This is a genomic window from Limnochorda sp. LNt, assembly GCF_035593265.1.
GTDB lineage: Bacteria > Bacillota > Limnochordia > Limnochordales > Geochordaceae > Geochorda > Geochorda subterranea.
Genome location: NZ_CP141614.1, coordinates 2219255 through 2238311 on the forward strand (window position 1 = coordinate 2219255; position 19057 = coordinate 2238311).

General features: G+C 71.7%; 18 protein-coding genes, 2 tRNA genes and 1 riboswitch. Of the genes, 8 read left to right on the forward strand and 12 right to left on the reverse strand.

Features of this window, described 5'->3' with window-relative positions; all coding sequences use genetic code 11:
• Positions 1 to 100 precede the first annotated feature (100 nt).
• The 8 genes from VLY81_RS10535 to VLY81_RS10570 form a co-directional block, all read right to left on the reverse strand.
• Positions 101 to 1366 (reverse strand): ABC transporter substrate-binding protein, encoded by a 1266-nt coding sequence (locus VLY81_RS10535; RefSeq protein ID WP_324668125.1) that lies wholly within the window; start codon positions 1364 to 1366, stop codon positions 101 to 103.
• Between the two features lie 88 nt (positions 1367 to 1454).
• Positions 1455 to 2855 carry an FAD-dependent oxidoreductase gene (locus VLY81_RS10540; protein WP_324670402.1) on the reverse strand — a complete coding sequence of 467 codons (1401 nt, stop codon included), beginning with the start codon at positions 2853 to 2855 and terminating at the stop codon, positions 1455 to 1457.
• On the reverse strand, positions 2818 to 3801 hold the full coding sequence (locus tag VLY81_RS10545; protein WP_324668126.1) for an ROK family protein: 984 nt from the start codon (positions 3799 to 3801) through the stop codon (positions 2818 to 2820). The genes VLY81_RS10540 and VLY81_RS10545 overlap by 38 nt, the downstream gene beginning before the upstream one ends.
• A gap of 15 nt (positions 3802 to 3816) precedes the next feature.
• On the reverse strand, positions 3817 to 4701 hold the full coding sequence (locus tag VLY81_RS10550; protein WP_324668127.1) for a MurR/RpiR family transcriptional regulator: 885 nt from the start codon (positions 4699 to 4701) through the stop codon (positions 3817 to 3819).
• On the reverse strand, positions 4698 to 5435 hold the full coding sequence (locus VLY81_RS10555; protein WP_405001371.1) for an N-acetylmannosamine-6-phosphate 2-epimerase: 738 nt from the start codon (positions 5433 to 5435) through the stop codon (positions 4698 to 4700). Before VLY81_RS10555 ends, VLY81_RS10550 begins: the two co-directional genes overlap by 4 nt.
• Positions 5436 to 5686: 251 nt before the next feature.
• Complete coding sequence (locus tag VLY81_RS10560) at positions 5687 to 6472, reverse strand: LamB/YcsF family protein (RefSeq protein ID WP_324668130.1); 786 nt, start codon at positions 6470 to 6472, stop codon at positions 5687 to 5689.
• A 76-nt stretch (positions 6473 to 6548) separates the two neighbouring features.
• Entirely contained in the window at positions 6549 to 7178 is a 630-nt protein-coding gene (gene wrbA, locus VLY81_RS10565; RefSeq protein WP_324668131.1) for an NAD(P)H:quinone oxidoreductase, read from the reverse strand.
• 1 nt (position 7179) lies between these two features.
• Positions 7180 to 8343, reverse strand: a complete 1164-nt coding sequence (locus tag VLY81_RS10570; RefSeq protein WP_324668132.1) for an alpha/beta hydrolase family protein — start codon at positions 8341 to 8343, stop codon at positions 7180 to 7182.
• 186 nt (positions 8344 to 8529) lie between these two features.
• Positions 8530 to 8679, forward strand: a riboswitch (cyclic di-AMP (ydaO/yuaA leader).
• A 114-nt stretch (positions 8680 to 8793) separates the two neighbouring features.
• Here VLY81_RS10570 and VLY81_RS10575 point away from each other — a divergent pair.
• The 8 genes from VLY81_RS10575 (at position 8794) to VLY81_RS10610 (ending at position 17470) form a co-directional block, all read left to right on the forward strand.
• On the forward strand, positions 8794 to 10338 hold the full coding sequence (locus tag VLY81_RS10575) for an ABC transporter substrate-binding protein (RefSeq protein WP_324668133.1): 1545 nt from the start codon (positions 8794 to 8796) through the stop codon (positions 10336 to 10338).
• On the forward strand, positions 10328 to 11353 hold the full coding sequence (locus tag VLY81_RS10580) for an ABC transporter permease (protein ID WP_324668134.1): 1026 nt from the start codon (positions 10328 to 10330) through the stop codon (positions 11351 to 11353). The genes VLY81_RS10575 and VLY81_RS10580 overlap by 11 nt, the downstream gene beginning before the upstream one ends.
• Positions 11354 to 11394: 41 nt before the next feature.
• Positions 11395 to 12261, forward strand: a complete 867-nt coding sequence (locus VLY81_RS10585; RefSeq protein ID WP_324668135.1) for an ABC transporter permease — start codon at positions 11395 to 11397, stop codon at positions 12259 to 12261.
• Between the two features lie 279 nt (positions 12262 to 12540).
• A complete protein-coding gene (locus tag VLY81_RS10590; protein ID WP_324668136.1) occupies positions 12541 to 14295 on the forward strand; it encodes a carbon starvation CstA family protein in 1755 nt (584 codons plus the stop codon).
• Between the two features lie 2 nt (positions 14296 to 14297).
• Positions 14298 to 14441 carry a DUF7990 family protein gene (locus VLY81_RS10595; protein WP_324668137.1) on the forward strand — a complete coding sequence of 48 codons (144 nt, stop codon included), beginning with the start codon at positions 14298 to 14300 and terminating at the stop codon, positions 14439 to 14441.
• Between the two features lie 175 nt (positions 14442 to 14616).
• Positions 14617 to 15642 (forward strand): ArsA family ATPase, encoded by a 1026-nt coding sequence (locus VLY81_RS10600; protein WP_324668138.1) that lies wholly within the window; start codon positions 14617 to 14619, stop codon positions 15640 to 15642.
• Between the two features lie 45 nt (positions 15643 to 15687).
• Complete coding sequence (locus VLY81_RS10605; protein WP_324668139.1) at positions 15688 to 16320, forward strand: hypothetical protein; 633 nt, start codon at positions 15688 to 15690, stop codon at positions 16318 to 16320.
• A gap of 172 nt (positions 16321 to 16492) precedes the next feature.
• Positions 16493 to 17470: a hypothetical protein gene (locus VLY81_RS10610; protein ID WP_324668140.1), complete on the forward strand. Its 978-nt coding sequence runs from the start codon at positions 16493 to 16495 to the stop codon at positions 17468 to 17470.
• 40 nt (positions 17471 to 17510) lie between these two features.
• Here the strand turns inward: VLY81_RS10610 and VLY81_RS10615 are convergent.
• The 4 genes from VLY81_RS10615 to VLY81_RS10630 form a co-directional block, all read right to left on the reverse strand.
• Positions 17511 to 17587 (reverse strand) — tRNA-Arg (locus VLY81_RS10615).
• A gap of 30 nt (positions 17588 to 17617) precedes the next feature.
• A tRNA-His gene (locus VLY81_RS10620) sits at positions 17618 to 17694 on the reverse strand.
• Between the two features lie 95 nt (positions 17695 to 17789).
• Positions 17790 to 18680, reverse strand: coding sequence for a succinate dehydrogenase/fumarate reductase iron-sulfur subunit (locus VLY81_RS10625; RefSeq protein WP_324670403.1), 891 nt, complete (start codon positions 18678 to 18680; stop codon positions 17790 to 17792).
• A 2-nt stretch (positions 18681 to 18682) separates the two neighbouring features.
• Positions 18683 to 19057, reverse strand: a complete 375-nt coding sequence (locus VLY81_RS10630; protein WP_324668142.1) for a succinate dehydrogenase/fumarate reductase transmembrane subunit — start codon at positions 19055 to 19057, stop codon at positions 18683 to 18685.

Genomic DNA, 19057 nt, shown 5'->3' on the forward strand with positions numbered 1-19057 from the left:
ATCCCTTCTGTCCAACCGAGCGGAGTCCCGTCCTCCCATACCACGCTGGACGGGAACCCCGCTCAGCTCTCCTCGCCGTGAACCGGGTCTCAATCTCCGCTCACGGCATGGACAGAAAGCGCCTTGCCTCTGAAGCCGCTCGATTCAAGGCGTCCTCGGGGCTCATGACGCCGTACATGGCCTGTTCGAGGTAGCGAGAGAGGGTGTCCCGGATGCGCACCCACTCGGGCACGTTGGGATTGCCCCGCGCGTACCGGGCCCCCTCGACGAACACCCGCAGCGCAGGATCCGAGGCGACGTAGTCGGACGACGCCAGGGACTGACGCGGGGGTATCGCCTGGAGGGATCGAACGAACTTCTCCATGGCCGTTGGCGAGGCCAGGTACTCCAGCAACCGCCAGGCCTCGTCCTTGTGCCGGCTGCTCTTGGACATGAAGAACCCGTTGAACGCGTACAGGGCCACCTGCTCCTTGCGTCGCAACGGGGGCGCCACCCTGACTTCGGGGTAGACCTGGGGGGCGTAGGTCTTGACGTTGGCCACGTCACCGGGTACTCCAAACAGCATCGCGACCTCGCCCGTTGCGAGGGGCGGCACGTTGCCCTGCCCCATGTTGACCTGGGTGTCCGTCGTCTTGTGCACGTGAATCAAGTCCACGATGTACTGGAGCGCCTCCTGACCCTCGGGGCCGTGGAACGCAATGTCCCCGAAGTCAGGCGTGAAGAAGTCCCCGCCGTTCTGCCACAGGAAGTTGGCCCAAATCTGGGGAGGGTTGACCCCTGTCGATGGAAGGTCGAGTCCCTCGCGCACCAGGCGGTTACCACGCCACACCGTGAGCCGCTTGGCCGCCTCGAGGAGGTCCTCCCACGTCGCCGGAGGCCTGCTGGGATCCAGTCCCACCTCGCGGAATTGGTCGGCCCGGTACAGCAACAACCAGCCCGACCCGAACATCGGCATCATGTATCGGCTTCCGAAGTAGTTTCCGGCATCGAGCGTCAGCCCGAAGTCCGATGCGTCGGGCATGGTCTCGAGGAACCGGTCCAGGGGTTCGATCTGGTTGGCCGCGGCAAACCCCGCCGTCGCCGCCTGGCCGTGCATGAAGAGGTCAGGAGCGACCCCGGCCGCGAAGGCGGTCGCCAGCTTGGTCGACATGTCTCCCCACGGTACGAACTCGACCACGACGTCGATGTCGGGGTTGGTCGCCTCGAACTCGGGGATGAGCTCGTTGTTGACCACGTCCATCATGGGCCGAGGGGTACCGGCATACCACACACGGACGGTAGCCCGCTCCGACGCCACGGCAGTCGACATCCACGCCCCGACGATGAGGCCCAGCGCCACCAGCACGATGACCATACGCCGAACCATGATCCACTCCCCTCTCCGAGTGATGGGGCGGGGGGCCGGCACCACCGGCGATGGCCGGTTGCTGTAACCTGCGCTTCCCCCCACCTCGTCACAGATCCGCCCCTTGCTCTCGAAGGACCCGTCGCAGCCGCACCCCGTCGACCTGACGGGGGGCGATCCCCTCCCGGGTCGCGAGGGCCGCCGCCGTCCCGGCCGCCTGGCCTAGCGAGTGGCAGTTCGGCTGGATGCGGACGGCAGACTGCGCCACGAACGTGGCGGAGATGCACCGGCCCGCTACCAGCAGGCCCTCGACGCCTCTGGGCAGCAGGCATCGGTATGGGATCTCGTGGTAATCGCCTTCAGGTGGGCGTCGAGCGTCGCCGTGCTCGAGGGTGGACCGCGTCCTGCCTCCGGGCCGCACCAAGTGGATGTCGACCGGGTACCGATTTCGAGCCACTGCATCGTCGAACTTGCGACCCGTCAAGATGTCCTCCAGCGTCAGGACGTAGTCGCCCAGCACCCGCCGGCTCTCCCGGACACCCACCATGGGGGCCACCTGCTGCACGTACGCCCGCTCACACCCGGGCAGGTACCCGCGCAGAAACCGCACCAGCCGGTCGATGGCCCTGCGCCCCACGATGTGCGCCCGGGTCAGGTCCCACGGGTCGAGCCCGTCGACCCGTTCGGCGATGCGCGGGCAGTTGAAGGCCAGGGCGTCGGGCCGGCCCGGTATGCTGAAGCACTGGAAGTAGTCGCCGTCCGACTCCTCCAGGTCGCCGGCCTCCACCGCCCTGCGGAAGACGGGCTCCAGTACGTGTCCGCGGCCCCAGACCATCGCCGACTCGAAGTAACCCGGTGGCCACCGGTGGCCGCCCAACTCCTCCACGAAGCGCGCCAGCCTGGGTACGTCGATCCCGCCGGCGATCCAGCGAAGGGACAGAGCCTGACGCGTGCCGTCCTCGCCGCCGCCCTCCCACTGGCATCCCGCCGCGGCGGCCAGATCCGCGTCGCCCGTCGCGTCGACGAAGACCGTCGCGTCCATCCGCTGCAGGCCCGCTTTGTTGTGGACGAGAGCCCCGACCACGCGCCTTCTTCCGTCCGGGCCCTGCTCGACTACGGCGTCGATGAGGCGGGTGTGATAGAGCAGGAGGACCCCCGACTCCACGGCCATCTCCTCGAGCACCGACTTGAGCCCCTCGGGATCGAACCATCCATCGTTCTCTGGCGTCTCGCCTCCCGCCCCACGAGCTCGCAAACGGCGCTTGATCTCGTCGGTGATGCCGCGATTCAAGTTGGCGCCGTTCAAACGGTTGGGCATCAACGGCGTCACGAGCGCACCCGTGGCGGTCCCGCCGAGAAACCCTTGCTCCTCGACCAGCAGGGTACGTGCGCCCATGCGGGCCGCTGCGATGGCCGCGACGCTGCCCGCGGTCCCCCCGCCCGCAACGATGACGTCGTAGCGAGCCGTCACCTTACGGCTCTCGGATCGTGCCTCCAGCAGCGGGTGCATGGCGGTCACCCCCCTCCACCTGCTCCAGGACCAGCGCGCCTGCCCCGGCGATGCCCGCCTGGGGCCCGTAGGCGGCCAGCCTTACCTCGAAACGTCCGGAGAATGCGGGCATGACCCGGGCGCCCACGGCCCGCTCGATGCGGCTCCGCCAGCTTTCGCCCCATGCCGACAGGCCTCCCCCGATGACGATCACCTCGGGGTCCAGGGCATGGACGAGACCGGCCAGGGCCATCCCCAGACTCTCGGCGGCCCGGCCCAGGGCGAGTTGGGCCCACGGCTGGCCCTCCTCCGCCGCTCGCCAAACGTCGCCGGCGTCGTGCAGCACGACCGCGGGCCCTGCTGCCTCGGCCGCCACCGAGACGATCCCCGGTGCCGCTGCGTACAACTCCACGCAACCGGTCCGGCCGCAGGCGCACGTCGGGCCGTCATCCTGCACGGGGATGTGCCCGATGTGCCCCGCCAGCCCACGAGCTCCGTCGACGACGCGCCCCTCCACCACCAACGCTCCGCCTACCCCGGTGCCGAGGGTGACGACGATGGCGAAGCGCGCCCCCCTGGCCGCTCCCCACCGCAACTCGGCTCGGGCTGCTGCCTTGGCGTCGTTGTCCATCGTCGCCGGCAGGCCTGTCACCCGCTCCACGACGGCTTTGAGCGGCACCCGCTCCCATCCCTCGAACCGGCGGGTGGCGCCCACGATGCGCTGCTGGCGCACGTCGACCTGGCCGGCTACGGCGAGCCCCACGCCCACCGGGGCGTACCCCTCCTGCGCGGCCCGGAGGCTCGCCTCACGAGCCAGCTCGGCGGCCTGCTGGCCGATGGCCTCCACTCCTTGTTGGACGGGGGTCGGCCGCTGCACGACCCTCCGCACCGCCCCGTCGGCCGTGACCACCCCGGCCGCGACCTTGGTGCCCCCGATGTCGACCCCAATGGCGCAACGTCTCACCATGGCGAGCCTCCCGGCTCAGTACAGCTTGGTAGAGACGGCCTGGCCCACTTGCTCCTGGTGCTGGCGCACCCGCTCCGGGCACGACCGCACCAGCGCCCGCACCAGCAGGTCCAGCATGTGGAGCTGCCCGATCTTGGACGTGAAGGAGCCCGACTGCAGCGGCATCTCCCGGGTCGCCGTCACCAGCACCACGTCGGCCACCCGGCCGATGGGGGCCTGGGCGTAGCCCGTGATGGCGATGGTGCCGGCGCCGCGTGCCTTGGCCGCCGCCAGGCACTCCACCGTGTCCCGTGTGCTCCCCGAGACCGAGAGCCCCACCGCCACGTCGCCGGGCTGCAGCGTGGCGGCCGCCATCAGCTGGAAGTGCGGGTCGGCGAAGGCCGCGGCCGGAAAGCCCAGCCGCCAGAAGCGGTAGCGAGCGTCCTGCGCCGTGATGCCCGAGTGGCCGGCGCCGTAGAAGTGGATCTGCCGGGCATCGGCGAGCATGGCCACCGCCCGCTCGAAGACGGCGCGGTCCAGCATCTGATAGGTGTCGACGATGACGCGGCGGTTCTCCTCCGTGGCACGGTGCAGCAGGTCGTCCGAGGCGGGGCTGGAGGCCGCCTCGCCGTCCTGCGCCGCCCCCTCGGAGAAGATGTCACGCGCCAGATCCATCTTGAAGGCGTGGTAGTTGCGGTAGCCCAGCTTGCGGGCGAAGCGCAGCACGGTGGTCTCCCCCACGCCGGCGGCCTCGGCCAGCTCGGTCACCGAGGCGTAGACGACCCGCTGCGGGTCGCTGCGCACCGCCGCGGCCACCTTCTGCTCCGACTCGGTGAGGGCCGACAGGCTGCTGTGCAGCCGTGCCATCAGCGGCGGGCGGGCAGCCGCGGGGTCGCCGTCTCGTCGGTGGCCCGATCTCATCGCACTCGCTCCCTCGCTACCCGCGCCCGGGCCACGTCGATGGCCTGCACGAAGCGCCGGGTGATCAGGTGGGGTCGCGTGATGGCGCTCCCGACCACCACGGCGAAGGCGCCCAGCTCCAGGCAGCGGGCCGCCTGCTCCGGCTCCCAGATGTGCCCCTCCACCACGACGGGCACGCCGAGGCGGCCCGTCACCTCGTCGATCATCCGCGCCACCACGTCGAAGTCGGGCTCGTAGCCCAGCGGCGGGTGATCGTCGGTGTAGCCCACCAGCGTGGTCGCGACCAGATCGAAGCCCAGGCGAGCGGCCGCCAGGCCCTCCTCCACCGAGCCCACGTCGGCCATGAGCGGGATGGCCCAGCGAGCCCGGATGGCCTCGACCAGGCGCTCCAGGCCCACACCGTCGGGGCGGGGCCGGGCCGTGCCGTCCAGAGCCAGCACGTCGGCCCCCGCTCGGACGGCCTCCTCGGCCTCCCCCAACGTGGGCGTGATGTAGACCGGCGAGCCGGGATAGTGCCGCTTGACGATGCCGAGGACGGGGAGGGGCACCGCCTGGCGGATGGCCCGGATGTCGGGGCCCGAGTTGGCCCGGATGCCTGCGGCTCCGCCCAACCAGGCCGCCCTGGCCATCTCCGCCATGAAGTGGGGGCCGTGAAGAGGGTCCCCCTCCGGTGCCTGGCAGGAGACGATGAGCCCGCCCTGCAGCCGCGCCAGGGTCGCCTCCCGCTCGCGCACGCCCGGCTGCCGATCGGTCGGGCCCGGCTGGCCAGACTCTCCCCTTGCCGCATCCGACACGCGCCCATCGTCCTCTCGTCGTCCGCGACGGTCGATTGCACCACCTCGCTTCGACGCCGAGGCGGAGATCTCCTCCACACCGAGGCGCAATGTTGGAGAAATGCTCCGGCTTCAGCGCGGCCCTTCCGCCCGCACCAGCGAGCGCCCCCCCGAGCCCCCCGGCGCCCCCGCCCCTGCCGCGCCGCCGTCTCTCAGCGACGCAGAGCCGGATGTCTCGCCAGCGGCCCCACCTGCACCCCCGCCGCTTCCAGTCGCCGCCGCACGGCCCGGGCGATGGCGGACGCCCCCGGCTGATCGCCGTGGATGCACAGGGTGTGCACCGAGGTCTCGACCTCCACCCCTTCGGCCGACCGCACCCGGCCCTCCCGCACCATCCGCACGGCCTGCTCGGCGGCGCGCTCCGGCTCCTCGATGACCGCTCCCGGCTGCCCGCGTGCCACCAGGCCCCCGTCGGCCCGATACCGCCGGTCGACGAACCCCTCCCACGCCACCGCCAGCCCCGCCGCCTCCGCCACCTTCGCCAGCCGGCTACCCCGGATGGCCAGCACCACCAGCCCCGGGTCGAAGGAGGCGACCGCCGCCACCACCGCCCGCGCCACCGCCTCGTCGTACAGCGCCGCGTGATAGAGGGCTCCGTGGGGCTTGACGTGCTGCAGCGCCACGCCCTCCGCCCGGCAGAAGGCCGCCAGGGCGCCGATCTGGTAGAGCACGTCGGTGCGCAGCTCCTCGGGGCTCAGCGCCATGGCGCGCCGCCCGAAGCCCACCCGATCGGGATAGCCGACGTGCGCTCCGATGCCGAGGCCCGCCCGTGCCGCCCGCTGCACCGTGCGGGCCATCACCCGGGGATCCCCCGCGTGGAAGCCGCAGGCGACGTTGACCGACGTGACGACCTGCATCAGGGCCTCGTCGTCGCCGATGGCATAGGCGCCGAAGCCCTCCCCCACGTCCGCGTTGAGGTCGACGTAGTGCGCCGCCATGTGGCTCCCCCTCCCCACGGATGCCGGGCCCCGCAGGCTCGACGGAGCCGGGCCCCACCCCACTCGCTCGGCCGCCCTACCGCTCGAGGGCCTGGCGGCCCGCCAGCACCCAGCGCGCCACCGTGACGACCCGCCGCCCCAGGTAGCGGCACGCCTGCCGGGCCTCATCGCTCAACGGCGGCTCGCCCCCGTTGGCCGTGAAGCTGACGCCGTACGGGTTGCCGCCCGCCGCGAAGACGGCCGGGTCGGTGTAGCCGGGGCCGACGATGAGGCATCCCCAGTGGTACAGCACGTTGTACAACGCCAGGAGCGTGGCCTCCTGGCCCCCGTGCGGGTTGGAGGCCGTCGTCAACCCCGCCGCGACCTTGTTGGCCAGCTTGCCCTGGCCCCACAGCGGTCCGGTGCTGTCCAGGTACTGCTTGAGCTGCGACGCCACGTTGCCGTACCGGCTGGGCGTGCCGAAGACGTAGGCGTCCGCCCACTCCAGGTCGTCGTGACCCGCCAACGGGATCTGACGGGTCGCCTCGAGGTGCGCCTTCCAGACGGGGTTCTTCTCCACCGCCTCGGGCGGCGCCAGCTCGGCCACCCGGCGCAGGCGTACCTCGGCCCTCGCCTCCCGAGCCCCGGCCTCCACCTCCTTCGCCATGCGATAGGTGGTGCCGGTGGAGCTGTAGTAGACGATGAGCACTCGGGGCGTCACGGCCATCTCACGTACCTCCTGCCATCTGCGCCGCCAACTCCTCGGCCGTCCACACCTCCATCTCCCGCACCGGCACCCCGTCGCTCCAGACGCCCATGTAGCGCTGTTGCGGCGTGTCGCCGAGGGCCACCTCCCGGTGGCGGTAGTACCACGCCGCATCGGTCAGCGCATCCAAGAGCTTCCAGAAGCCGTAGAAGTCCAGCGCGTCGGGCTCGTGCACCCGCGCCTCGATGTCGGGCTGGCCCGTCAGCAGCTCGTACAGCCGCAGCGCCATGCCCTGCACCCACGGCGGGGTCACCGCCGGCGCCGTCGACCCGGTGGAGGGCCGCAGGGCGGCCGGCGCCACGTGGTCCGCCACCAGATGGGGCGATCCGTGCCGGTCGGAGCGGAGGACGACGTAGTTCTTGTTGGGTGCGGCCACCCCCGCGCGCTGGAAGAGGATGCGGGCCGTCTCCTCACCGACGGTCCCGTCTTCGTCCCCCACGACCACCAGCATCAGTGTTTGCCTGGGGATGAGGCCGTAATCCTCCATGATGCTGGGCTGTCGCAGCGCGCCCCCCAGGCGCGTCAGGGGTGGGTCGCCCGGCTGCACCACCATCAGCGCCGAGGGGACCGGCACCGAGCCGTCGGCGCCAGCCCGGGCCGCCAGGTTGGCGGCGATGACGCCCCCCAGCGAGTGGCCGACGAAGGCGACCCGCTCCAGCTCGGGCCGCACGCCGTCGCCTTGCCTCAGGTCGCGCAGCGCATCGCGGATGGCGCGCACGGCGTGGTCCGTCATGGCGGCAGGCGACGTGGCGAGGCTCGACTGATAGCGCGGGAAGATGACGATGCGCCCCTTGCGCACGATGTGGTCGATCCAGCCCAGGTAGGCGTCGGGCACCATGGCGCCCCAGCCGTGCAGGAAGACCACCACCGGTGCCCGGTACGGCGTGGGGTCCGTCGGCGCGAAGATCCAGTACTGCTCCGCCCCCTCGCCGCCCGAGCGCACCTGCACCCCCGCGTGGGCGTACTCCTTGCCGCCGGGCCCCGTCTCCGGCTCGAGCGGAGGCGCCGGCTTGTCGGCCGTCGCCGTCGCCGCCACCGGGCCGGCCCGCAGCGCCATGCCAGCGGGCAGGGCGAGGCTCGCGACCAGCGCCACCAGGCAAGCGGTCACCGAGACGATGAGTCGCATCCGCATCGGATCCCCCCGTCGACAGACCTTCGAAGCGCCTCGACCGGCGCGGCCTGTCCTCCCGGATCCTATGAGCGCGGCCGGGTCCCGAGGGCGGTTTGACCCGGGCCCCTTCCAGGGCTTACAATGAATGCGAGTGCCTGCACGCGGGCACCGCCAGCTTCCAGGTCCGCGCCGACGCCGCGGGCCGCCGATGCGCCGAATCCGCCCGGGATCCCAGCGGGCGGAGCGGGGGACCCAGGTATCGGGGCGAATTCGGCACGATCCGGTGCCGATAGGGCAACCTCGGCTGCCCGAGCCCGTCAGCTAACCTCGCAGGCGTGGCAGAGGGGGCGAGCCCGAGGGGTCTTTGGACCCCGGGGATCGCGATCCCCGGGGATTTTCGTCTTTGGAGGTGCTTGCGCCATGGCTTGCCGCGTGGTCCGCTCGCTTCGAGGTTCTCCGATCGGTATGGCCCTCCTGGCGCTGGCCGTCGCCCTGGCCCTCGTGGGATGGCAGGGGCCGGCCGGCTCGCCGGTACGGGCCGAAGCCGGCCAGGTGCTGCGCATCGTGCTCGACGGCGCCAAGAACCGGGAGGCCGAGCTCCAGGCCGTCGCCGGCTACCTGCGGCAGATCGGCGTCGACGCGCAGGTGCGGATCTGGGAGTACCAGACGCTGATCGCCGAGGCCCAGCGGGGCACCCGTGACGCCTACGCCACCGACTGGGGCAGCTCCACCTTCTCGCCCTTCGACCTGGCCATCCCCAAGCTGCGTACCGGCGATCGCGGCAACTTCTCCTTCTACTCCAACCCCGAGGTGGACCGGCTCTTCGAGCGGGCATCCACCACCGTCGACGAGGCGGCCGCCCTCGACGCGTATCACCGCGCTCAGCGCATCCTCTACGAGGACGCCCCGTGGATCTTCGGCTACTACCTCGACACCATCGAGGCCGCCTCGGACCGGGTGCGCAACTGGCGGCCTTCGGTCGACAACCGCACCAACCTCCACGACGTGGCGCTGGAGGGTGGCGACACCCTGGTGGTGGGCATGCGGGCCGACCGCATCCAGAGCTTCGACCCGGCCGACCACCGGGACCGCGACACCGAGACGGTGCTGCGCAACATCTTCGACGGCCTGGTGACGCGCACCCCCGACGGGCAGGTGGTACCCGAGATCGCCGCGTCGTGGGAGCAGCCGGATCCGACCACGTACATCTTCCACCTGCGACGGGGCATCCGCTTCCACGACGGCGAGCCGCTGACCGCCGAGGACGTCGTCTTCACCTTCGAGCGGATCCTGTCGCCCACCGGGCTCGAGGGACGCCAGTCGCCGCGCCTGGGGCTGCTGGGCCCCCTGCAACGGGTCGAGGCCCTCGACGACTACACGGTGAGGATGACGCTGCGCGACCCGTCGCCGGTCTTCCTGCAGCTGCTGGTGCACACCCAGATCGTGCCCAAGGACTACCTGACCCGGGTCGGCCTGGCCGGGTTCGTGCAGCATCCGGTGGGAGCCGGGCCCTTCAAGTTCGTGCAGGGCCGGCTGGATGGCGACATCGTGCTGGAGCGCTTCGACGACTATTACGGTGGCTCGCCGGAGTTGCCGCCCGTGGGGCCGGCGCCGTTGCGGCGGGTCGTCTTCCGCATGATGCCCGAGCCGGGCACCCGCATCGCCGCGCTGCTGGCCGGCGAGGTGCACATCATCCACGAGGTGCCGCCCGATGCCGTGGCGCAGCTGGAGCGGGCCCGGGGCGTGCAGGTGCAGGTGGCGCCGGGCACGCGCCTTTACGCCATCGAGCTCAACAACCGCCGCCTGACCGACCCGAGGGTGCGCCAGGCGCTCAACCACGCCGTCGACTGGGAGACCATCCTGCGCGAGCTCTACCGGGGCTACGCGCACCGGGTCGCCACGGCGCTGTTGCCGAGCGGCTTCGGGTACGACGAGACGCTGCAGCCCTACCCGTACGACCCGGACCGGGCCCGGGAGCTGCTGCGCGAGGCGGGCTACGTTGTCCGGTGAGTCGCGATCCCTGAGGGTCCTGCGCCGGTTGCTGGCCGCCATCCCGCTGGCGACGGGCATCGTGCTGGTCACGTTCGTCTTGCTGCGCCTGCTGCCGGGCGACCCCGTCGACATCATGATGGGCCAGGCCGGCAACGTCAGCGAGGTCGAGATCGAGACGCTGCGCCGCCAGCTGGGGCTCCATCGGCCTATCTGGGCGCAGGCGGCCCACTTCATCGAGGGGATGGTGCGGGGCGATCTGGGGCGGTCCATCCGGACCGCCCGCCCCGTCACCGCCCTCATCGGCGAGGCGCTCCCGGCCACGCTGGAGCTGGCGGCGGCCGCCCTGCTCTTCGCGGTGGCGGTGGCGGTCCCGGTGGGCGTGCTGTCGGCCGTGCGTCACCGGTCGGCGCTCGATCACCTGGCCATGGGCACGGCCTTCGTGGGCATCTCCATGCCGGCCTTCTGGCTGGGGCTGGTGCTGATCCTGCTCTTCGGCGTGGCGCTGGGGTGGCTGCCCACGTCGGGGCGCATCGACCCGTCGCTGTCGGTGCCGACCGTGACGGGCTTCATGCTGGTCGACACCCTGCTGGCCCGGGACGTGGCCGCCTTTCGCTCGGCCCTGGAGCACCTGGTGCTGCCCGCCGTGACGCTGGGCGCCGAGCTGGCGGCGGTGCTCTCCCGGGTCGTGCGCTCCAGCATGCTGGACGTGTTGCGGGCCGATTACGTACGGGTGGCCCGGGCGAAGGGGGTGAACGAGTGGCGCGTCGTCTCCCGGCACGCCCTGCGCAACGCCTTGATCCCGGCGGTGACGGTGCTGGGGTTGCAGGTGGGGATCTTGCTGGGCGGCAACATGATCGTGGAGACGGTCTTCAGCTGGCCGGGCTTGGGGCGGCTGGTGGTTGGGGCCATCTTCGCCCGGGACTACCCGGTGGTGCAGGGCGCGGTGCTGCTCTACGCGCTGACGTTCCTGGCGGCCAACTTGCTGGTCGACGTGCTCTACACCGTCATCAACCCGCGCATGGCGATGAGCTAGGCCGGCGAGCCGACGGGGTACCGGCGTACGAGCTCGAGGCGATGCCGGAGGGAGGCTCGCCCGGCCTGTGGGATCGGCTGCGGCGCCATCCGGTCGCGGCCGGCGCGCTGGTGGTGCTGGTCGGCTACGTCGTGATGGCCATCTTCGCGCCGGTCCTGGCGCCCTTCGAGCCGGATCGCTTCGTGCTGTCGGCGCGGCTGGCACCGCCGTGGCCGCTGGCGGGCTCCAAGCCGGGCCACTGGCTGGGCACCGACGAGCTGGGTCGCGACATCCTCTCCCGCATCATCTACGGGGCGAGGGTCTCGCTGGCGGTGGGCGCGGCGGCCGTGGCCATCTCGGCAGTGGTCGGCACGGCCCTGGGCGCGCTGGCCGGCTACCGGGGCGGGCGCCTCGACCACGCGCTGTCGCGGGTGGCCGACCTGCTGATGGCCTTCCCCTACCTGCTCTTCTCGGTGCTGGTGATGGGGGTCATCGGGCCCGGCATCCCCAACCTGATCCTGGCCCTCTCCTTCAAGGCGTGGGTCGAGTTCTTCCGGCTGGCCCGGGGCGAGACCATGGCCCAAAAGGCGCGGGAGTACGTGGAGGCGGCTCGCGCCATCGGGCGCTCGCACGCCGGGATCCTGGTGCGCGAGATCCTGCCCAACGTCGCGCACACCCTGCTGGTGATGGCGACGCTGCGCACCGGCTACATGGTGCTGATGGAGGCGTCGCTGAGCTTCCTGGGGCTGGGCGCCCCTCCCGACGTGCCCGCCTGGGGCAGCATGGTGGCGGCGGGCCGGGAGTACCTGGTCAACGCCTGGTGGGTCTCGACGATGCCGGGGCTCGCCATCCTGCTGCTGGTGATGGCCGTCAACGCGCTGGGGGAGGGGCTGCGCGACATCCTCGATCCCCGGCTCCGGCGGCACTGAGCGCCCAGCCGGGCCGGCCTGCCGGGCACGCCGGTTGCGCCGAGCCTGAAACCGCGCTAACATAGCGGGCGGGAGCCCGCCATTTCTGCATTCGACGCGTTGTTATCCTGCCAGACTTGTAATCCTTTTCAAGGCTCTCCTCCCACCGTCTTCCTCCCTTCCTCGTGGAGCGTCGCATGCCGCGCCCGGGAGGTGAGAGCCTCAGGCCACGCCTCGGGTCCCGCCTTCTTGCTTCGGTCGTCTTCACACGCATCGCGGCCGTGAGAGGAGCGAGTCCAAGTGACCACGTGGCTGATCCTCGCAGCCGCCGCCATCTACCTGGTCTCGTACCTGACGTACGGCAGGGGCCTGGCGCGCAACGTGGTGCGGGCCGACGACGCTCGCAAGACGCCTGCCCACGCGCTGTACGACGGCGTCGACTACGTGCCGGGCCATCCCCTGGCCATCTACGGGCACCACTTCGCCTCCATCGCCGGCGCCGGCCCCATCACGGGCCCGGCCATCGCCATCGTCTGGGGGTGGCTGCCGGCCCTGCTGTGGGTCTGGTTCGGCAACATCTTCATCGGCGCCGTGCACGACTACCTGTCGGTGATGGCCTCGGTGCGCAGCGAGGGCAAGTCGGTGCAGTGGATCGCGGGCAAGGTGATGAAGCCGCGCACGTCGCGGATCATGATGATCTTCGTCTACCTGACCCTGGTGCTGGTGGTCGCGGCCTTCATGAGCGTGGCCAGCACCAACTTCGTCGGCAACCCCGGGGTGCCGACGTCCACGTTCCTGTTCATCGCAGGAGCCGTCATCTTCGGCCTGCTCTACTACCGTCTCAAGCTCAACTTCGCGCTGGCCACCATCATCGGCCTGGGTCTGGTCATCCTGGCCATGTGGCTGGGGTACGTCTGGCCGTGGCACGCCAGCTTCCACACCTGGGTCACCATCTCGGCGGTGTACGCCATCGTCGCCTCGAGCCTGCCGGTCTGGCTGCTGCTGCAGCCCCGTGACTATCTCAACTCCTACATCCTCTTCGTCGGCCTGGGGCTCGGGGTCGTCGCGCTGCTGGTCTCCTTCAAGGGCGTCGCCATCCCCGCCTACACCGTCTGGAGCGCCCCGGCGGTGGGCAACGTGCCGTCGCCCTTCTGGCCGGCCATCCCGCTGGTCATCGCCTGCGGATCGCTGTCGGGCTTCCACGCGCTGGTGGCCTCCGGCACCACCTCCAAGCAGCTCGACAAGGAGAGCCACGGCCTGCCGGTGGGCTACGGCGGCATGCTGACGGAGGGCCTGTTGTCGACGCTGGTCGTGGTCTCGATGGGCGCCTTCGCCTTCCCCGTGCTGCAGCAGGTGGCCGACCGGGTGGCCGGCCTGGGTGTGTCGCTGACGCAGCTGGCGGGTGACCGGGTCTACTTCGCCTTCAACGTCCTCAAGGCGGCCGGACCCATCGGAGGGGCCCTGGGCCTCTTCACCCGCAGCTACGGCGAGCTGCTGGGCAGCGTCTTCGGCGTGGGCGCATCCATCGGCGCGCTCTTCGCAGGGCTGTGGGTGACGGCCTTCGTCATGACCACCCTCGACACGGCCACGCGGCTGGGGCGCTTCACCTGGCAGGAGCTGATGGAGCCGCTGCGCCAGTCCAACCCCGGCCTGTACCGGGTGCTGGCGGACCGCTGGGTGGCCGGTGCCATCGTCGCTGCCCTCGCGGCCTGGCTGGCGTGGGACGGGGCCTACACCACCCTGTGGCCCGCCTTCGCGGGGGCCAACCAGATGGTGGCGGCCGTCGCCATGCTGACCATGGCCATGTGGGTCGTCCGGGTGCAGCGCGCCTCCGGTGGCTACCGGTCGGCCGTCGTGGTCCCCGGGCTCTTCTTGTGGGTGACGGTCTTCGCGGGCGTGGTCTGGTACCTGTGGGCGGTGCCGGCTTCGATGGTCATCAAGGTCATCTTCGCCGTCATGGCGGTGCTGTCGCTGTTGCTGCTGGTCGACTTCACCGCCTCGTACCGCGAGGCACGCATCGAGGCGGCCCCCGGCGTCGCGGCGGGAGGCCGCTAGCCGTGCGCCACCCGGTGCGCGCGACCGTCACCTGGCTGACGGAGTGGTGGCGCCAGCGCGCCATCGGGTACATCCAGGCGGAGCGACGGGAGCTGGAGAACGTCTTCGCCCTGCTGGTGTTGGGGTCGTTCGTGGGGCTCCCGTAGCCCCCCACGCCGCTCGCGCTGCGGCTGCTGCCCCAGATGGGCCGTGAGCTGGCCGTCATGCGGGCCAGGGCCCAGGAGATGGACGACGTGTATGCGGAGATCGCATCGCTCTTCGACCTCTAGGAGGAGTTGGGAGCAGACGGCGGCGCCGGCCCGCTACCCCCCGCCGTCGACCGTGCTCGAGACGCTGGCGCGGGGGGGCCGGGGTGGTGAGGGCGCCGACGCGGCCGGCGAGCCGCCGCTGCTGCTGACGGTCGGCAAGGGCGGCACCGGCAAGACCACGGTCGCGGCGGCGATGGCCGTCGCGCTGGCCGAGCGGGGCCTGCAGGTGTTGATCGCCTCCATCGACCCCGCCCACAACCTCGGCGATGTGCTGGAGACACCCCTGCACGGCGAGCCGACGGCGGTGGGCCCGTCGGGGCGGCTGTGGGCCGTCGAGGTCGACATGGAGCGGGCGCTGGATCGCTACCTCGAGCGCCAATCCGCCGAGCTCAAGGCGGCCTACCGCTACCTGCAGGCCTTCAACCTGGATGGCTACCTCGACACCCTGCGCCACTCGCCCGGCGTCGAGGAGCAGGCGGCCATCGAGGAGGTGGCCCGTCTCCTCGAGACGGCCCGGGTGCACCACGCGGACCTCCTGGTCATCGACACGCCCCCGACGGGCCTGACGCTGCGGGTGCTGGCGCTCCCATCGGTCTCGGTGCGGTGGGCCCAGCACCTGGGTCTGGTGCGGCGGGCCCTGCTGGAGCGCCGGGATGCCCTGGAGCGCGTCCTGGGTCCCCAGCGGGCCGTCGTCGGTGGCGAGGAGGTGGAGCTGCCCTCGCGGGAGGACCGCGATCCCATCGGCCGGATCCTGCGCGACTTCCGAGCCGAGATGGAGGCGCTCGAGCGCCGGCTCCGGGATCGGGCCCGCTGCGGCGTGGTAGTGGTGCGCAACGAGGACCGCCTCTCCCTCTTCGAGACCGCCCGGGCACTGGAGGGCTTGGCCGCCTTCGAGATCCCGGTGGCCATGACGGTGGTCAACAAGGCCGGCGCCGGCCCGCCCTCGCAGGGACATGGTGACGGCGCCCTGCCGGCAGGAGGCCGGGCGAGCGAGCCGTATCCCGTGCGTCACGTGCCAGTGCAGTCGCCGGAGCCCATCGGCCTCGAGGCGCTGCGACGGGTGGCCGCGCACCTGCTGCCCGGCGCCGAGCCCTCCTGAGCCCCGAGACCCAGGGAAATCCGTGAGGGAAGGCAGGTCGAGTCCTTGTCAGCATCGACCGGCGCCTGGCTGCCGTACCTCTTCCTGCTGGCCGGCGCCACCTTCTTGCAGTACCTGTGGGGTCGGCGCGCCAACTGGCGCATCATCCGCGAGACGGCTCAGGCCTGCGAGCGGGCCCTGAGGCCGCAGGATCAGACCTACACGTGGATCGGGGGCCTCATCGGCTACAAGGCCGACTACGTGGTGCGCCGCGGCCATCTCAACCGGGTGGAGGCCACCCTGACCGCCCTGCCGCGCCACAGCCTCCTCTACCTGCCCATCTCGTGGGCCTGGCGGCGCCACGATACCCTCTACCTGCTCTGGCGTCCCAACCAGCCCTTGCGCATGCGCGGCCACGTCTACCTGGTGGGGCCAGGGCTATGGCGGCCCCGCATCCCGGCCCCCGAGGAGCTGCGCGAGGAGTGGCTGCAGGTCGACGGCCACCGCTACCGCCTGCTCTACAGCACGTCCACCAGCCGCGAGCTGCTCCGCCAGCTCGTGCAGGCGGCCCGTAGCCCTCTGGTGCGCCACGTCAGCATCAACCCCGACGAGGGGGCCCTCTACTGTCGGATGGCCGCCCGTCCGGACCTGATCGAGCCCGTGGTGGCCCGCCTGGCCAGGCTCGTCGAGCAGCTCTGAGGCGGCGGAGCAGGCGACCCTCATGGCGGACACCTCCGTCCGGGGGCAGGTCGTGACGGTGCGTGCCGTCTCGTTCGACCGGGGGCGGCCGGGTCCTGCGCGTGCCCCCGCACGCGCAGCAGGGAGAGCCCCGGCGCCGGCGAAGCGCCCGCTGGGAGGGCTCGTCGCGCGCATGCTTCACGAGTGGTGGCACCGGTTCGCCAAGACGCTGGGACTGCTGCTGCGCATCGTCGTGCCGGTCTACATGCTGGTCGTGCTCCTGGAGGCCACCGGGTGGATCGGCGCCGTCACGGGCTGGGTCGAGCGGCCCCTGGGTTGGTTGGGCATCGCCGAGCCGGCGGTGCTGCCGCTGCTGGTGGGGCTCTTCTCGGCCCTGTACGCCGCCATCGGCACCATGGCCTCGCTGGGCCTGACGCCCGAGCAGGCCCTGCCCGTGGTGCTCTTCCTCAACTTCGCCCACGCCTTGCCCATGGAGGTGGCCGTCGCCTCGCGCTGCCGGGTCGATCCGTGGCGCATCACGGCGGTGCGCCTGGCCATGGCCGCGGCTGCCGCCTTGCTGGCGCCGCTGTTGGTGCCGCTGCTTCCCCAGGCGGCCCCCGGGATGGGCGGGGCCGCCGTTGCGCCGTCGTCGCCCCCCCTGGCCCCCGCCGAGGCGGCCACCGTGCCACCGCTCGCGGGGGCGCTGGTCGAGGGCCTGCGGGGGCTGATGCGGCTCCTGGCCTTGCTGGTGGCGGTGCTGGCGCCTGCCACCCTGGCGATGGCGTGGCTCGAGCACCGGGGGCTGCTGGATCGCTGGTCGGCCGGGGTCGGCCCCTGGATGCGCCGGCTGGGGCTGTCGGGCGATGCCGCCTTCCCGGTGCTGGCGGGGCTCTTCTTGGGGCTCGTCTACGGGGCGGGGGTGCTCATCGACCGGATGGGCAGCGGACGTCTCTCGGAGCAGGAGGCGTGGAGGGTCTTCGTCCTGCTGGCAGCCTGCCACTCGGTGCTGGAGGATCCCTTCATCTTCACCGCCGTCGGGGTCGGCCCCCACATCCTGCTGCCCGTGCGCGTCGCGGCCGCCGTCGTGGTGCTGGCGGGCTTCGCCCTGGCCGGCTCCCGGCGAAGGGCGCCCCAGTTGCGCGAGGCGCCGGTCCTGCGGAGACCTCGATGAGGAAGGAACGCGCGGGGGGCGCCATAAGCTTCGGGGTAAGTGGTGCGCCCGGTAGGATTCGAACCCACGACCTGGTGGTCCGAAGCCACCCGCTCTGATCCCCTGAGCTACGGGCGCACCGGCTGAAGCGAAGCGGGATGTGGGAAGTGGGGTGGACGGTGGGACTCGAACCCACGACCCCCAGGTCCACAGCCTGGTGCTCTAACCGACTGAGCTACGCCCACCACCGCTGCCAGGCGGCTGCCCACGCCATTCTACGGCTGGCGCCGCGGCCCCGTCAAGCACGCCGGCCCGCTCGCCGACCGGCGCTCGCCGGCCGCTACACCGTCGGCGGCGGGGCCTTGGGCCGGGGTCTGGCCGGATCCTCGGGCACCACCGGCCGCGGCCCGATGACCGGAGCCGGCTCGGCGTGCGGCGGCCCCGTCAGCAGGCTGCGTTTGAGCAGCTGGATGCCCAGCGCCGGGTCGACGCCCTTGGGGCAGGCCTCGCTGCACGCCCCCGCCAGATGGCAGCTGAAGACGCCGTGCACGCCGTCCACCGCGTCGGCCCGCACCTCCCAGCCGGCGTCACGGCTGTCGGCGATGTAGCGGTAGGCCTGCGCCAGCGCCTGCGGCCCCAGGAAGAGCGGGTCGGTGGCCGCCGTCGGGCAGGCCGCCACGCAGAGGCTGCACTTGAGGCAGTAGGCAAACTGCAGGTAGCGCTCCATCTCCTCGGGCGTCTGGGCGAACTCCCGGGTCGGCGCGCGCATCTCCGCCTCGTCGGCCGCGGGCCGGATGATGTAAGGATGTACCTTGCGGTGTCGCTCGAAGGTGCCGCTCAGATCGGGCACCAGATCCTTGATGACGTCGTGGTTGGGCAACGGAGCCACCTCGAGGTGGGTCCCGAGCTCGCTGACCTGGGTCTGGCAGGTGAGACGGGGCTTGCCGTTGACCAGCATCCCGCACGAGCCGCAGACGCCCATCCGGCACGAGCTGCGGAAGGCCAGCGAGCCGTCCTGCCGCTCCTTGACCGCGATGAGGGCGTCCAGCACCGTCATGCCGGGGGTGTAGGGCACCTGGTAGGTCTGCCAGCGCATGGCGACGTCCCGCTCAGGGTCGAAGCGCGCCACCCGCAGCGTGACGACGGCGCCCGCCTCGATGGGGCCGCCCGCGCCGGCGGGCGCCCCGGTCGCCCGCTCCCCCGTCGCTCGGCGCTCCAGCACCCTGGCCATGCTCACGACGCCCCTCCCAGCGGGATGGCCTGGAAGACGGCCACTAGCCCGTAGACGAAGACCACCAGGCCGACGACCACCACCGCCGCGTCCACCGCCCGGGTGGCCGCGGGCGAGTACCAGATCTCGTGCAGGATCCGCCGCAGCCCGTACAGCCCGTGGTAGAGCGCGAAGCCCAGCAGCAGCACGTAGATTACCGACCAGCCGGCGCTGGCGCCCCGGGCGGCCACCGAGGCGAAGCCCCTCACGTCGTCCTCCACCCAGCCCAGCCAGCTCAGGATGGTGGGGTAGTGCTGCACGACCATGTGCACCCCCAGCAGCACCACCAGCGCGGCGCCCGAGAAGAGGTGCAACGCCCAGAGTTTGGATTCGCGCAC